Annotated in this window: 12 protein-coding genes; 5 read left to right on the forward strand and 7 right to left on the reverse strand. The window is 72.0% G+C overall.

Going from position 1 to position 14,339, the window contains the following annotated elements:
• Positions 1-83: 83 nt before the first annotated feature.
• Genes AB0395_RS28490 through AB0395_RS28505 form a run of 4 tightly spaced genes read right to left on the reverse strand, consistent with a single transcriptional unit; the run spans position 84 to position 4,127 of the window.
• Positions 84-620 (reverse strand): hypothetical protein, encoded by a 537-nt coding sequence (locus AB0395_RS28490; RefSeq protein ID WP_366286106.1) that lies wholly within the window; start codon positions 618-620, stop codon positions 84-86.
• Complete coding sequence (locus tag AB0395_RS28495) at positions 617-1,756, reverse strand: hypothetical protein (RefSeq protein ID WP_366286108.1); 1,140 nt, start codon at positions 1,754-1,756, stop codon at positions 617-619. The genes AB0395_RS28490 and AB0395_RS28495 overlap by 4 nt, the downstream gene beginning before the upstream one ends.
• Complete coding sequence (locus AB0395_RS28500; protein WP_366286111.1) at positions 1,753-2,769, reverse strand: Gfo/Idh/MocA family oxidoreductase; 1,017 nt, start codon at positions 2,767-2,769, stop codon at positions 1,753-1,755. The genes AB0395_RS28495 and AB0395_RS28500 overlap by 4 nt, the downstream gene beginning before the upstream one ends.
• A complete protein-coding gene (locus tag AB0395_RS28505) occupies positions 2,766-4,127 on the reverse strand; it encodes an aspartate aminotransferase family protein (RefSeq protein WP_366286114.1) in 1,362 nt (453 codons plus the stop codon). The genes AB0395_RS28500 and AB0395_RS28505 overlap by 4 nt, the downstream gene beginning before the upstream one ends.
• A gap of 378 nt (positions 4,128-4,505) precedes the next feature.
• On the opposite strand from AB0395_RS28505, the gene AB0395_RS28510 reads away from it, so the two are divergent.
• Positions 4,506-6,875 carry a chorismate-binding protein gene (locus AB0395_RS28510; protein ID WP_366286116.1) on the forward strand — a complete coding sequence of 790 codons (2,370 nt, stop codon included), beginning with the start codon at positions 4,506-4,508 and terminating at the stop codon, positions 6,873-6,875.
• A gap of 73 nt (positions 6,876-6,948) precedes the next feature.
• Here AB0395_RS28510 and AB0395_RS28515 read toward each other — a convergent pair whose 3' ends face one another.
• Both AB0395_RS28515 and AB0395_RS28520 read right to left on the reverse strand, forming a co-directional pair.
• On the reverse strand, positions 6,949-8,412 hold the full coding sequence (locus tag AB0395_RS28515; RefSeq protein ID WP_366286118.1) for a class I adenylate-forming enzyme family protein: 1,464 nt from the start codon (positions 8,410-8,412) through the stop codon (positions 6,949-6,951).
• Positions 8,413-8,452: 40 nt separating this feature from the next.
• Positions 8,453-8,761 carry an acyl carrier protein gene (locus AB0395_RS28520; protein ID WP_366286119.1) on the reverse strand — a complete coding sequence of 103 codons (309 nt, stop codon included), beginning with the start codon at positions 8,759-8,761 and terminating at the stop codon, positions 8,453-8,455.
• Between the two features lie 246 nt (positions 8,762-9,007).
• On the opposite strand from AB0395_RS28520, the gene AB0395_RS28525 reads away from it, so the two are divergent.
• The 4 genes from AB0395_RS28525 (at position 9,008) to AB0395_RS28540 (ending at position 13,157) form a co-directional block, all read left to right on the forward strand.
• Entirely contained in the window at positions 9,008-10,099 is a 1,092-nt protein-coding gene (locus tag AB0395_RS28525; protein WP_366286121.1) for a MupA/Atu3671 family FMN-dependent luciferase-like monooxygenase, read from the forward strand.
• Between the two features lie 157 nt (positions 10,100-10,256).
• Positions 10,257-11,357, forward strand: coding sequence for a hypothetical protein (locus tag AB0395_RS28530; protein WP_366286123.1), 1,101 nt, complete (start codon positions 10,257-10,259; stop codon positions 11,355-11,357).
• Positions 11,354-12,064 carry a hypothetical protein gene (locus AB0395_RS28535; RefSeq protein ID WP_366286124.1) on the forward strand — a complete coding sequence of 237 codons (711 nt, stop codon included), beginning with the start codon at positions 11,354-11,356 and terminating at the stop codon, positions 12,062-12,064. The genes AB0395_RS28530 and AB0395_RS28535 overlap by 4 nt, the downstream gene beginning before the upstream one ends.
• 49 nt (positions 12,065-12,113) lie before the next feature.
• Positions 12,114-13,157, forward strand: coding sequence for a polysaccharide deacetylase family protein (locus AB0395_RS28540; RefSeq protein ID WP_366286127.1), 1,044 nt, complete (start codon positions 12,114-12,116; stop codon positions 13,155-13,157).
• A gap of 75 nt (positions 13,158-13,232) precedes the next feature.
• Here AB0395_RS28540 and AB0395_RS28545 read toward each other — a convergent pair whose 3' ends face one another.
• Entirely contained in the window at positions 13,233-14,318 is a 1,086-nt protein-coding gene (locus AB0395_RS28545; protein ID WP_366286128.1) for a protein-glutamine glutaminase family protein, read from the reverse strand.
• Positions 14,319-14,339: the final 21 nt, after the last annotated feature.

The raw sequence follows: 14,339 nt of genomic DNA on the forward strand, positions 1-14,339 counted from the left end.
CACCCACAGCGGCAACGTCTTCGACGGCTTCCCCATCTCGATAAACGAGCTGTCCGGGGGCAACCTGTTCACCGACAACGTCGTCAAGAACGCGGCGGATCGTCCGGTGTGGCCGACCTGATCAGGGGGTCGAGCCAGCTCTCCGCCGCGTTGAGGTGCCACAGCAGCCGCGCGAGCCTGCCGAGGTCGCCGAGGTCGCCGTTGAGGTCACCGTCGTGGCCGGACCGGGCCGCGCGCCAGGCACCCCGGGTGACGAACGTGGCCGCGACCGGGCCCGCGCAGGCGCGGGCCGCCAGCGCGATCGGCAGCAGCGCCCTGGGCTCAAGGGACTCGCAGCTGAGCAGTGTGAGCACGGGGAACGTGGGATCGGCCTCCCCGGCGGGGACCAGCCTGAGGGCGCCCGCGGGGGGTGTCGCCGCCTCCGCGCCGCCGCCGGGACACCAGGGGCAGGCGAGCATCCGGACCGCGATGCCCGGGTCGGGGCCGCCGAACGTCGTCGGTGCCGGTACCGATGGCGTCGGCAGGAACGCTGCCGAAGCCTCCCGCCACGCGAGCAGTTCGACCATGCGCCGGACGAGGGACGCGGCGCGGGTGGCGGAAACGTCGCCCCTGCTGCTCATCGGCCTCGCTCCAGCGGGTCCTGGCTCCCGGCCGCGACCGCCGCGACGCCGACCTCGGTCAGCGCGCGCAGGCCCGCGTCGCCGAGCCTGGTCAGGTCGCTCTCGCGCAGGCCGCTCCGGATCCAGGTGGCCACGGCCCGGTGGACGAAGTCCGGCCGGCTCGCGTCCGGCGGGTCGTACGGCGGCAGCCCACGGGCGACGGCGGCTGCGTCGGCGCCGAGCAGGTAGCTCGCGGCCCACACCTCGACCGCGGGCCAGGGAGGGCAGGCGGCCGTACGGAGATACCGGTCGAAGCCTTCGGCGATCCGGTCAGGGGCGGCGCCGACCAGATGGCACCAGTCGTGCCAGTACCAGCCGAACGTGTGCTCGGCGGGTTCGCCTCGGTCGGCGCTGAGCAGCCGCAGGAGACATCGGGAACCGGACAGCTCGACCGTGAAGGCCCGTGGCCCGCGCAGCGATGCCCGCTCGGTGAGCGCGTCTTCCAGCTCGGGCGCCGACGCCCAGTGCGTCTGCGGCACCGGCTGTTCCGCCTGGAAGAGCGTGGCGTGGAACCGGCCGGGGTGCCCGGCCAGCGTCCCGCTCTCGGTGTGGTCGACCAGGTGCGGGACGGTGGCGAGCACCGGGCTGCCGAGGCGCCGCAGGAAGGTCAGCACCAGCCAGTCGTCGTCGCGGGCCTCGTCAGGGAACTCCGCGAGGAACGCGGCGAGCTGGCGGGCCCGCGCGGCGGGGAGCACCAGGCCGAGCGTGGGCGTCCACTCCCGCGCGGAGAGCGGGGCCAGGGGCGCTCCGAGGACGGCCGCGAGGCGGACCAGATAGGAGTTCTGCGGGGTGTGCCAGCTGGTGTAGAGCGTCAGCGCCCGGTCAGGGTGCCGGGCCAGCAGCGCCAGCAGCTGTGCGCTGAACCCGTCGGCCAGCCGGATGTCGTCCTGGAGCACCATGTGGTGGGTCGCGTCCTCGCTGACCGCCGCCCAGGCGACCTTGGCCGTGCGCAGCGGACTGGCGAAGTCGTCGGGCCGGGGATCGAGCACGACCCGCGGGTCGAGCCGCGCACAGGACGACAGCAGGCCGTCGAGCAGCCAGGACCGGGCCGGATGATGCATGACCACCGTGCTCAGCCGTACCGGCGTCGTGGTCACCGCACGTCCACGGGGCGGCCCGCGTCGGCCGCCGAGACGTAGGCGGCCTCGATGATCCGGGCGGTCGACAGGATCTGGCCCAGCGGATCCGGCCACAGGGCTGGCTGCTCCACGTGCCGGGCGAAGTCGGAGAAGAGTTCGGGGAACCACTCCTCGTGCGTGCCACTGGCCGTGGGCGAGCGCAGCGTCCCGGTCTCGGTGCCCGTGGCGGTCTCGATGACGACGGTGTCGTCGTCGACGAGCACGGAGCCGTTGCCGCCGACCAGCGAGTATCGGTTCCTGCGCTCGTCACAGGCCCAGCTCAGCTCGATCTCGCAGGTGCCCGCGGGGAAGTCGAGCCGGGCGGAGACGGACTCCTCGACGCTCAGGCCGTCGTGGCCTGCCGGGCCCTGCAGGGTGGTGCAGGCCACCTGGTCCGGCGGGCCGCCGAGGAGCCGGGTCGCCATGTAGACGCAGTGGGTGCCGTGGTCGAGCAGGATGCCGCCACCGGCCACGCCGCGGTCCCGTCGCCAGTCAGGCTGCCAGCCGGGCGTTCCGACGGCGTGGGCGGTGCGCCGGATCTCCAGGCGTGCCTTGACGGGCTGGTCCAGCCAGGTGTCGACGGCCTCCGTCAGCACCTTCATCATCGGCGAGTAGACGTAGTTGTATATGGGGTAGAGCAGCCGTCCGGTACGGCGCGAGCGGTCGATCATGCGTTCGGTCTCCCGGACGTCCAGGCCGACCGGCTTCTCGCACAGCACGTGGCACCCGGCCGACATCGCCTCCTCCGCCAGCGGCGCGTGGGAGGCCGGGGGCGCGCAGATGTCGACGACGTCGACCCCGCCGGTCCCACTCGTGCCGAGCACGTCCGCGAGGGCGGGCGCGACGCGCAGCCGGGCGTCCAGCGCGGAGGCCTGGGCGCGGCGCTCGGCCGACGGGTCGACGACGGCGACCACCTCGGCCCCCGGCACCTGCCGGTAGGCGGCCATGCGGGCCGTACCCGCGACTCCGAAACCGACGATGGCGACTCTCATGATCGGCCACCGGCGCTCTGCTCGGAGACGGTCAGCCCGGTGAGGGTGCGCCTGACGATGTCGGCGGCCTCGTGCGCCTGGCCCTCCTCGATGTTCAGCGGTGGGTAGAGACGCAGCGTGTTGCCGCCGGTCATCACCAGCACACCGGCGTCGAGCAGCGCCATGAACGCCTGCCGGACCACGGCCGTCGAGGCGGGCTGCCGGGTCTCCTTGTCCACGACCAGCTCGATGCCGATCGCGAGACCCGCGCCTCGCACGTCCCCAACCAGGGGAGCCTCCTCGACCAGCGGCGCGAGTGCGGCGAGCAGGTCCTTGCCGAGCCGCTCGGCCCGCTCGACCAGCCCGTCACGCTCGATCACCGAGACCGTGGTCGCGACGGCACGGCAGGCCATCGGGAAGGCGCCGAAGCTGGAGGAACTGGCGCTCGGTTCGCTGAACGGCCCTGAGGACATGGTGTCGGCGGAGGCGATCACCCCGGTCACCGGATATCCGGCGCCCATTCCCTTGCCGACCGTGATGATGTCCGGCTGGACGTCGTCGTGCTGGAACGCGAACGGCGCGCCGGTCCGGCCGAATCCCGTCATCATCTCGTCCACGATGAGCAGCGCGTCGAACTCGGCGGCGAGCGAGGCCAGCGCGGTCAGGTATCCGGGCGGTGGCACGACGTTGCCGGAGCGCCCCTGCACCGGCTCGACGACGATCGCGGCGAGCGCTCCCGTCGACTGCTGCTTGACGACCTCCCTGGCGTGGTCGACGCAGGCGAAACCACAGCCGGGATGACGCAGTTTGAACGGGCACCGATAGCAGTTGGCGTACGGGGTGCTGAAGTATCCGCCGGGCAGCGGCCCCAGATCCTTGCGCGCTCCCGCGGTCAGCGCCAGGCTGCCCAGGGTCTTGCCGTGGAAGCCGCCCCAGAACGACAGCACCTCGTACTTGCCGGTCGCGGACTTCGCCAGGCGCAGCGCGGCCTCGACCGCCTCCGTCCCGCCGCTGTAGAGCTGGACCCGGTCCAGCCCCTCGGGCAGGAAGTCGCGCAGCACCCGGGTCATGTCGAGCCGGGCCTGCGAGCCGAACGCGCCCGCGGTCCAGAGCTTCAGCTGGTCGGTCATCGCGGCGACGAGGGTCGGGTCGGCGTGCCCGATCGAGTTGACCCCACCGGCCCCCTGTAGATCCAGCACCTCGTTGCCGTCCAGGTCGGTGAGGACCGCCCCCTGCGCCTCGGACACGACGAACCGCGACCAGAGCATCACCGCCTGCAGGCCAGGGCCGATCACCTCCTGCTCCTCGGCCCAGTGACGATGCGTCTCCAGCGGCTGATCGGCTAGACCCCACCGAGGACTCCGCGCCGTGTGCGCCATTTACACGCTCCATTCGGTACTCGTCACTATCCGCCGCAAGGAGTATTCAGGCGCTCCGGCTCGGCGGCCAAGTACCGATGTCCGCCCGAAAGGCATAGCCGAACTGCCCCGCCCGATCGCGATCACCGTCACGCGGTGGAGCCGTAAACTTGGCCGCAGCGCCGGAGCGAAGACGTCCGCAATGCCGGCGTCACGCCGGTCGCTCCACGGATCGATGAGGGCACGACGCCGATCCGTTCCACACGACCCCCCGCTGCCGCCGCCTGACCTGGCCCGGCTCCCGGGCGGGCCGCGTGGGCCGACGACATGGCAACGATCAATCCCCGGCCGACGGTGGCGTTGGTCCGTTCCGGCGTGCCAACCGAGCATGGAGGCGTCGTGCGTGTGCTGCTGATCGACAACTACGACTCGTACACGTTCAACCTGGCCCAGCTCATGGCACAGGTGTACGGGCGGGTGCCAACCGTGATGCGCAACGATTCCGCCGAGCTGCGGGCCGCCGACCTCGGGGACTACGACGCGATCGTGGTCTCGCCCGGTCCCGGCAGGCCGCAGTCACCACGGGACCTGGGACTCGCCGCCGACCTGCTGCGCACGACCACCCTGCCCGTACTGGGCGTCTGCCTCGGACACCAGGCCATCGGCTGGCTCGCCGGTGGTTGGGTCGGGCCCGCTCCGCAGCCACGTCACGGGTACGTGGACCGGGTACGGCACGAGGGGACGGACCTGTTCGCCGGAATCCCGCAGGATTTCGCGGCGGTGCGCTACCACTCGCTGTGCGTCAGGCCCGAGGGGGTGCCGGAGCTCGCCGCCACCGCGTGGACCGAGGACGGAGTGGTGATGGCGTTGCGGCGCCGCACCCGGCCGTGGTGGGGGGTGCAGTTTCATCCCGAGTCGGTCGGTACCCAGCACGGTGCCCGGCTGGTCGAGAACTTCGCCGGGCTGGTACGGCGGAGCCGGGCCGTTCTCGCCACGGCGGGACCGGAGCGGGGACGGGACAGGTTGCCTGACACCTCACCGGGCACTTCACCGGGCCTCCCGCTGGACAGCCCGTCTGACATCTCACCGGGCACCCCGCTGGACACGCCGTCGGACAGCGCGCCCGGCACCTCGTCTGATGTCTCACCCGGCACCTCGCCGGGCGCCCAGCCGGTGACGCCGCCGGTCGCCGCTCCCGACGCGGAGATCCCCCGGCCGACCGGCCGGTGGCGGCTCAGAGTGCGCACCGCCGACTTCGAGGCGGACCCGGAACGGCTCTTCCAGCGGTGGTTCTCCGCGAGCCCGTCGGCCTTCTGGCTGGACAGCAGCCGGGTCGAACGCGGCTTGTCCAGGTTCTCCTTCGTCGGAGACGGAGGCGGGCGTCACGGTGAGACGCTGCGGTACCGGGTCGGCAGCGGGCAGGTCCGATCGGCGCGTGCCGATGGGACGGTGACCTGGCTCCCGGGGTCCATCTACGACGTTCTCGCCACGCGGCTGCGCGAGCGCGCACTCGCCGACGACGGCGGCCTGCCGTTCGACCTCGACGGCGGGTACGTCGGCTATCTGGGCTACGAGATGAAGGCGGAGTCGACCGGTACGGCCGCGCACCGCTCCGCCCTGCCGGACGCCGTATGGATCTCGGCCAGCCGGTTCGTCGCAGTCGACCATCTGGAGAGGCGCACGTACGTGGTCGCGCTGGCCGGGCCCGACCCCGAGGACGTCGCGGCGGCGGACCGGTGGGCCGACCGGGTCGCGGCCGGGCTGCGCGCCCAGGACGCGCGGCCCGGTCCCGCGTCCGAGCCGCCGGACACGGCGGGCACCGCGGTCACCGGGCCCCTCGGAGGCGTCGGGGCCGCTGTGAGCGCTGCGGGTGCTTTGGGTGCTGTGGGCATTACGGACATCGCGGGTGAACCGCTGACCGATGTCGAGCCGTGGCTGGCGCGGTCCCGCGACCAGTACCTCGCCGACATCGCCGAATGTCATCGCCTGCTGCGGGCGGGCGAGAGCTACGAGATCTGCCTGACCAACTCGACGCGGCTGCCGTACACCGCCGACCCGTTTGCGTTCTACTCGCGGCAGCGCCTGCTCAACGCTGCGCCGTACGCCGCCTTCCTGCAGTGGGACGGCTACCGGGTCGCGTGTTCCTCACCGGAGCGTTTCCTGCGGATCACCCGCGACCGGATGGCCGAGTCGAAACCGATCAAGGGGACGGCGCCCCGGCATCCCGACCCGGATCTCGACCGGGTCGTCCGCGACGACCTGTCGAAGGACCCCAAGACGCGCGCGGAGAACATGATGATCGTGGACCTGCTCCGTAACGATCTGGGGCAGATCTGCGAGGTGGGTACGGTCGAGGTGCCGCGGTTCATGGAGGTCGAGTCGTACACGACCATGCACCAGCTCGTGTCCACCGTGCGGGGACGGCTGCGCGACGGCGTCGACGCGCTGACCGCGACCCGGCACTGCTTCCCCGGCGGCTCGATGACGGGCGCGCCGAAGGTCAGGACCATGGAGATCATCGACAGGCTTGAGGGCGCCGCCCGCGGGATCTACTCGGGGGCGCTGGGCTACTTCGCGCTCAGCGGCGCAAGCGACCTCAGCATCGTGATCCGCACCGCGGTGATCGGCGACGGCCATCTCACCGTGGGCAGCGGGGGAGCCATCGTGCTGGACTCCGACCCGGCCGACGAGTACGAGGAGATGCTCCTCAAGGCGCGGGCGCCGCTGCGGCCGCTGCTGGCCGAGGAACCGGCGCCCCAGCCGCGCTGAACGGGCCGGGCAACCCGACCGGGGCGGAGGCGCTGACCAGGGCGGGCCGTGTTGGCCAGGGCGGGGGCGCCGGTCAGCGCGCCCTCTCCTCCGAGGCGGAGGCGGGCGGCGACGACGCGGCGCCCCGGTCGGTCAGCGTCTGCCACAGCGGACCCATGCGGATCTTTCCCGTTCTCGTCCTCGGCAGCTCCGCCACCAGGTGAAGGCGTCTCGGGATCTTGTACGACGACAGCAGGGCGGCCAGATGCCGGCGCAGGCCGAGCTCCGTTACCGACGCCTCGGCCACGACGAACGCCACGTATCCCGCGTCGTCGCCGACGGCCACGACGCAGTCACGAACGCCCGCCATCGCGCGTACCAGGCTCTCAACCTCGGCGGGGTCCACCTTGCGCCCGCCGACCACGACGCGCCTGCTGACCCGGCCGGTGACGACGACCCGGCCCGAGCCGTCCACCGTCCCCCAGTCGCCGGTCCTGAACCACCCATCGAGGTAGGACTGCTCCGTCAGGCCAGGCTGGCCGAGGTAGCGGCTCGGCGGCCCCGGCACCCGGACGAACAGCTCGCCCTCCGCCGTGGACCACTCACCGTCGAGCCTGGTTCTGGCCCGCACGCCCGGCACCAACCGGCAGGTGTCGTCCAGGGATCCGGGAGCGGCGAAGGCGATCTGGCCGAGCTCGGTGGCTCCGTACTGGTCGTGCAGACTCGCACCGGTCGCCTCCCGCCACGCCGCCTTGACCGCCGCGGGCAGCGGCTCACCGGCGGAAACGCACAGTCGCAGGTCCGGCAGCCGGTGCGACGGCATGCCCTCGAGGGCCGCGGCGTACAGGAACGGCACCGACTGCATGACGGTCGCCCGGGTCTCCGCGAGCAGTGAGCCCAGCGCGGACGGCAGCGGCGGATGCGGTGCCAGCACGATCGTCGCGCCGGTGAAGAGCGTGGGAACCAGGACAACGCCGAAGGCGAAGGCGTGGTGGAGGGGGGTGGTGCACAGCACCCGGTCGTCGCCGGTGTACCGGGCCACCTGGGCGAAACGGATGGAGTTGTCCACCACGGCCGCCCAGTGCTTCCCCACCACCTTCGGCAGGCCGTTGGTGCCGGAGGTGACCAGGGCCAGCTCGTCGGACACCGGAGGGGCGGCGGGTTCCGGCCACGCGGCGGGCTCGGGGGCGACGAGCGGCTGGACGCACGTGCGTGTCTCGGCCAGCCGCATGAGCTGGGCGCGTTCCTGCTCGGTCGCCCCGGCGTCGAACAGCAGGGGGACGGCGCCGACGGCGGCCGTGGCCAGGATCGTGACGATCGACGCGACACCGTTGTCCGTGGGGATCGCGACCCGCTCGCCGGGCCGTACCCCCTCGCCTCGCAGATGCGCGGCGGTCGCCGCGACCGCCGCGGCCAGCCCGCGGTACGACAGCGCCGTGCCGTCCGCCGCGATGACGGCGGCGACGGCCGGGCGTTCCGCGGCCCAGCGCCGCAGCCTGCCGAAGAACGCCGCACGGTCCAGCAGCCCGCGCCCGTTCGGACCGGCCGGGGCGCTCATGCCCGGGCCCGCTCGTCGCGGCGCGTCACCCGCAGGCCGGTCATCGGGCCTCCTCGCCCGCCGCGTGGTCGACCGGCCGCGCCGTGCCGCCGCCGATGTAGGCGACGAGGGAGGCGATGGACCTCGCCACGGCCCACAGGTCGGCCTGGGCGATCTGCTGCACCTGAGCGTCCTGTTCGAGCTGGGCGACGACGTGCATCAGGTCCAGGGAGTCGATGCCGACCATGAGAAAGGCCTCGTCGACCCCGATGCCGTACGCCACCTCGTCGCCGACCCGTTCGGCGAGGCGCCGCCGTACCAACGCCTCCGGATCGCGGTGCCCGGCGGTGTCCGTGTTATGGATTTCCACCTGTTTTCTCCCTGTCAGGGGCCCGTTCCCGTCCTCCGCCCGAGCGCTTTCCCTGAATGATCGCAGACACACCGGTGACAGTCCGGCCAGGAAGACTGGGCCTTTCGGGCAGGGTGGATTGGGTATGCCCGACGAGCGCCCGTTCCGTCCTTCGTGGAGAACGGCGGATCAGCCGATACTCACTGATGACATGTCGCGGGTCTGTCAGACGGGTCGCGCCCGGAACGCACACGAACAGGTGGCCGGATGGACTTCAGCCTCTTCTACTTCGCCGACGACGGTGAAGCGGGGCATGCCACGGAGGATCGCTACGCGCTGCTGCTCGAAGGCGCGCGTTTCGCCGACCAGCACGGCTTCCGGGCGGTCTGGACCCCTGAACGGCACTTCCACCCCTTCGGCGGGCTCTACCCCAACCCGTCCGTGGTCGGCGCCGCGCTCGCCGTGATCACCGATCGGGTGGACATCAGGGCGGGCAGCGTGGTCGCGCCGCTGCACCATCCGCTGCGCATCGCCGAGGAGTGGTCCGTCGTCGACAACCTCTCGCGCGGCCGGGTGGGCGTCTCGTTCGCCTCCGGCTGGAACGCGGCCGACTTCTGTTTCAACCCGGAGGCGTACCCGGATCGCAAGGCCGGCCTTCTCCAGCAGGTCCGGACCGTACGCGCGCTCTGGCGCGGCGAACACCTCGACGTCTCCGACGGCCTCGGCGACGAGACCCGGGTGCGCGTCTACCCGCCGCCCGTCCAGCCGGAGCTGCCCGTCTGGATCACCAGCGGCGGTGATCCGGAAACCGTCCGCGGCGCGGGAGAGGCCGGATTCGGCCTGCTGACCCATCTGCTCGGCCAGGACGTCGACCAGCTCGCCGAGAAGATAGCGATCTACCGGCGCGCCGCGGAGCGGTCGGGCGGGCACGGTTGGGCGGGGCATGTGGTCGTCATGGTGCACACCTTCGTGGGAGACGACGACGCGACGGTCAAGGAGCAGGTCCGGGCACCGCTGTCCGCCTACCTGCGCAGCTCACTGGACCTGTCCAGGTCCCAGCTGAACTCCGCCCATCCGCTCGCGCGGGACCAGGACCACAGCCGGGCCGTGGACATGGTCGTGGCGCGAGCGTTCGACCGCTACGTCGAGGGCGGCGGGCTGATGGGCAGTCTGGAGACGTGCCTGGACAGGGCTCGCAAACTACGAGAGATCGGCGTCGACGAGGTCGCCTGCCTCATCGACTTCGGCCTCCCGGCCGACCAGGTCGTGCGGGGTCTGCGGCGGTTGGACGCGCTGCGGCGGGCGAGTGAGGCGGAGACGGACCCCGGCTCCCGGCCCGACCTGGCGACGACCGCCTGACAGCCGTCCGGGGCTTCCCGTCGGGGCCTGCCGGGGCCTGCCGGGGGTTCACGGCGCCTTCGGGAACGGCACGCGGCCACGCCGGAACCCCGTCATCGACATGCTCCGGGAAAGTCCGACAGAAGGGGAGAGAGTGCTCGCGCCGGAAGATCTGAGGTTGAGCATGGTCGTGATGTGTCATCCGAGCCGGATTTCACAGGCGCGCGCACTGGCCGGGGAATGCGCCGAACTCCGGCCGAGAGTGGTCGTCGATCCCGATCCGCACGGGTTTCCCAGCCCGTTGCGAACGGCGAAACTCGCCTGGGCGTCCCGCGACCCCGACGCCACCCACCACCTGGTGCTTCAGGACGACGTCGTTCTCGCCGGGGACTTCGTCGCGCACCTGAGAAAGGCGGTTGCGCGCCGGCCGGATCACGGGATCGCGCTATACGTCAACCGCAACAGCCTGCACAACTCCTACCTGTTCCGCCGCGCCGCGGCGCGGGGCGCGCGCTGGTCGCCGGTGTCCAGGTTCGAGTACACGCCGACCCTGGGATTCCTGCTCCCCGCAGGTCACGCCGCAGGGCTGGCGGAATATCTGAGCACCATCCCCGACGAGTTCCGCGACGACGACGACGCGGTGACGGTGTTCTGCCGGGAACAGAACATTCCGGTGGTCTCCGTGGTCCCGAGCCTGCTCGATCACGGTGACCTGCCGAGCGTCGCGGGAAACCACGAGCACGGGGTCAGGCGCGCGGTGGCGTTCGCCGGTCACGTGGGTATCGACGCCGCCCACTGGGACGAGGACGCGGCAGAGGAGGTCTCGGAGGAAACGGGGGAAATTCCCTTCGTGCTGGAAATCTACGACTCGAGGTGCCTCATCCGGCTGACCAGGCCGGGGACGGGAGAACCGGTCGACGACCTCTTCGGGTGGTACTGGCACGACTGGTGTCATCTGCTCGGCGTGACGGCCGACCACGTGCTGGAAACCTGGCGCGAGCACGTGGCGGACGGCTCACCGGGGGCGCGTTTCTCTTTCGAGGTGTCCTCGGAGCTCTGGGCGGCCGGATACATTCTCGGCTTCGACGTGCCGTCCTCGCGCGCGAGGGCCGCCTCGCCGGTCCTCCGCGCCTCGGTCGGGTCCTGGCTCGCCTGCGGCCTGGCGCCGGACGACTACGCGCGCCTGGATGAGTCCTCCAGGGAAGAACTCGTTGACGTCTGCCTGGCCGGCTTCCAGGCCGGGCACGCCGCCTCGGTCTCAGCCAGGAGCGTCGCATGACCGGCAGGACGAGGGCGACGAGGGCGACGAGGGCGCTGTCCGAACTGGTCTCCCGGATGGCCAGGCGTGAAGCCCTGGCACTCATGCTCGTACCCGACCTCGACCTGAGAATCGACGCCCCGCGGCCCCGCCTCCTGTTCGACGCCCGGCGGTGCCCGTGGTGCCCCCACGGAGCGCCGAGCGCCAGGCCCCCGCTCAGGGACGTGCCGGTCGCCGAAAGCGCCGCCGCCGTCGCCGACGCGGTCGCCGCCGACCCCTCGCTGCTGGTGCTCACCACCCTGCGCTGTGAGGAGATCACCGCGCGGGCGCTCCTGCCGATCGGCCTGATCTGGGTCACGGGGAGAGGCCACCCTCCGCTCAGCACCCGTGCCGCGTTCTGGGCGGAGTTCAGCGGCGCGGCGTCGCTGTCCCCCGACGACGTCCTGCGCGGTCTGACGGCACTCGACGACAGGGAGAGCTGGCTGGACGCGTTTCCCACCGACGGTGCGCGACCCGCGGGCGAGCACGGCCGCGTGCTGCCCGTCTCGACCAGGATCACGCCCGCCGACGGGCCCACCGAGGTGGCGGCCTCTCGCGGGGGGCTGCACTTCCTCACCCCGCACGTGGGAGCCCTCGCCGAGCGGTTGAACGACGTCTACCTGTCCGTGCGCTCCGAGGCTGTACGGGAGGCGCTGGAGCAGTCCGCCCGCTGGACCCTCTCGCGCTGAGTCCCCGCCTGCGCCGAGTCCTGCCGAGCCTTGAAGAACAGGGAGATGGATGCTGTACGCCGGAGTCGCCTGGAATTCCACCGGCTACGAAGTCGTCGTGACGGACGGTGACGGGCGTGACGCGGTCGCACCCGCGCGGTTCGGGCCGGACGGCCGGGACGAGATCATCGCTTGCCTGCGACGTCTGGCGGAGCGGCCCGGCCAGGATCTGGCGACCGTTGTGGAGAGCACCAACGGGCTCCTGGACGGGGGAATGATGGTCGCGGGGCTCGAGGTGTACCGCGCCGACCCCTGGCAGCTTCCCGAGAGGCCGTTGTTCGGCTCGGTGCCTGCGCGGGTGCTGGCCGACGCGGCCAGGAACGACCTGTCCGCGCTGGCCAGGCTCCAGATCGACGGTGGCACACTCACCGGCCGTGACGACGATCTGGAGGTCGGGATATTCCGGAGCGCACCGGCCGAGGTGGACCCGCGCAGGGCGGGCCGCTGGCTCAGCCGGGGCGGCCTCAGCCGGGCGGAGGTCACGCTCACCTTCGACGACGGCCCGCACCCGCCGTACACCGGCCAGATCCTCGACATCCTGGAGCGCTACGGCGTCCCGGCGACGTTCTTCTGCGTCGGGCTGAACGTGAGCGCGCGCACGGACGAGGTCATCCGGATGAGGGAGAACGGCCACGTCGTGGGGAACCACACCTGGTCGCATCCCTTCCTCCTCGACCTGTCGCGAGCCCAGCTCGTCGAGCAGATCGAGCGGACCGACGAAGCGGTCACCGACGCGGGCGGCACCCCCTCCAGGCTGTTCCGCCCTCCCTACGGGGCACGAACCCCCGAGGCGGTCGGCTGGCTGACCGAGCAGGGCGTCACGACCGTGCTCTGGGACGTCGAGCCGCTCGACTGGGCGCTGCCGGGCGCGGACGTCATCGTGCGGGAGACGCTTGAGCGGACACGTCCGGGGTCCATCGTCCTGCTGCACGACGGGGGCGGGGACCGCTCCCAGACCGTGGCGGCGCTTCCGGCGATGATCGAGGGCCTCCTCGAGCGCGGCTACCGCTTCGTCCAGGTCGACGACCTGCTGGTGGCCCCGGCCGAGGAGTGAGGGGAGCACGGCCGGGACGCCCCGGACGGGGCGGCCCGGCCCCGGCCGGAAGCCGCGGCCGTGGGGGACAGGGGGTCAGGACGCCAGTAGGATCTCCAGGGCCCTGAGGTCGTTCTCGGTTCCGCTGCCGACGAAGGTGTTGCGCCAGTCGGCGAAGAAGTTGGGGAACGTGCTCCTGATGTAGAGCCGGTGCTCGGGGGACAGCGCGCCGATCAGGGCCCGCAGGGCGTTCAGCTCCCCGGGGTACCCCGGGTAGGGCACGGGCAGGTCCCGTGTCCTCTGGTCGGCCGACCAGAACTCGTGGCAGCGGCGAAAAAGCTGGTCGAGGCCGGCGACGACGTCATGGGCGGGGACGAGCCGTGCCCTGCTCGCCAGTTCCTGCGTGACGCTGCCGGGCTTGGCGACGATCGTCCTGGCGGGGTCGGCCGCGAGCGGCGGAGAGTAGACGATCGGCCCGGCCCGCACCACCAGTGTGCGGTCGGCCGGATACGCCTTCGAGGCCTGGAGACGCTGACGTAGCTGGTCGTAGCTGATCTCCGGCTCGACCGGGCCGGTGGTCATCTTCCCGACCCAGTCGCCGATGCTCGTCGGGCCGTCGGAGACCGAGGGGTCGAGCAGCACGGGGTCCGGCTTGGGGCCGCCCGAGGGGACGTACACGATCGGGGCGACGTGGTACCACCACCCCACCTGGAGGCGCTCGCCGAACCCAGGCTGGTCGCCGCCGTGCGGGGTGTTGAGACGCAGCCCGCCCGCCGCGATGGCGAACACCTTGTCCACCTGGTAGCCGGAGAAGGCGAGCATGTTCGCCATGACCTCGGCACGGGCGAAGCACCCGTCGGCCGGATAGCGGTACGGGATGGGGGTCGGCGTGCCGCTGGACGGGGTGAAACGCGCCTCGCGCAGCGTCGCGAACAGCGCGAGCAACTCGGCCTCCGTGGACAGGACGCCGTTCACCGTGCCGACGACCTCGGTCTCCCTGACCCAGCCATGCTTGCCCGTGTCACGGCCCTCCAGCAGGCGGACCCGCCGCCAGCCCGGCGACGCCTCGAAGACGAACACCCTGGCCACGGCGTTGACCGTGGCCACGGAGGTCGCTCCGGGGTCCTGGGCGGAACGGACCGTCACCGGTGCCGTCGGCTTGCCGTGAATCTCGTAGGCCATTCCCGTGCTCCGTTCTCATGC

The organism is Streptosporangium sp. NPDC051023, from assembly GCF_040689595.1.
GTDB lineage: Bacteria > Actinomycetota > Actinomycetes > Streptosporangiales > Streptosporangiaceae > Streptosporangium.

What these genes read in the sequence shown, in the direction of transcription:
- AB0395_RS28500 (WP_366286111.1), bottom strand. Translation starts at nt 2,769, where the DNA reads ATGAGAGTCGCCATCGTCGGTTTCGGAGTCGCGGGTACGGCCCGCATG.
- AB0395_RS28490 (WP_366286106.1), bottom strand. Translation starts at nt 620, where the DNA reads ATGAGCAGCAGGGGCGACGTTTCCGCCACCCGCGCCGCGTCCCTCGTC.
- AB0395_RS28540 (WP_366286127.1), top strand. Translation starts at nt 12,114, where the DNA reads ATGCTGTACGCCGGAGTCGCCTGGAATTCCACCGGCTACGAAGTCGTC.
- AB0395_RS28515 (WP_366286118.1), bottom strand. Translation starts at nt 8,412, where the DNA reads ATGAGCGCCCCGGCCGGTCCGAACGGGCGCGGGCTGCTGGACCGTGCG.
- AB0395_RS28525 (WP_366286121.1), top strand. Translation starts at nt 9,008, where the DNA reads ATGGACTTCAGCCTCTTCTACTTCGCCGACGACGGTGAAGCGGGGCAT.
- AB0395_RS28505 (WP_366286114.1), bottom strand. Translation starts at nt 4,127, where the DNA reads ATGGCGCACACGGCGCGGAGTCCTCGGTGGGGTCTAGCCGATCAGCCG.
- AB0395_RS28545 (WP_366286128.1), bottom strand. Translation starts at nt 14,318, where the DNA reads ATGGCCTACGAGATTCACGGCAAGCCGACGGCACCGGTGACGGTCCGT.
- AB0395_RS28535 (WP_366286124.1), top strand. Translation starts at nt 11,354, where the DNA reads ATGACCGGCAGGACGAGGGCGACGAGGGCGACGAGGGCGCTGTCCGAA.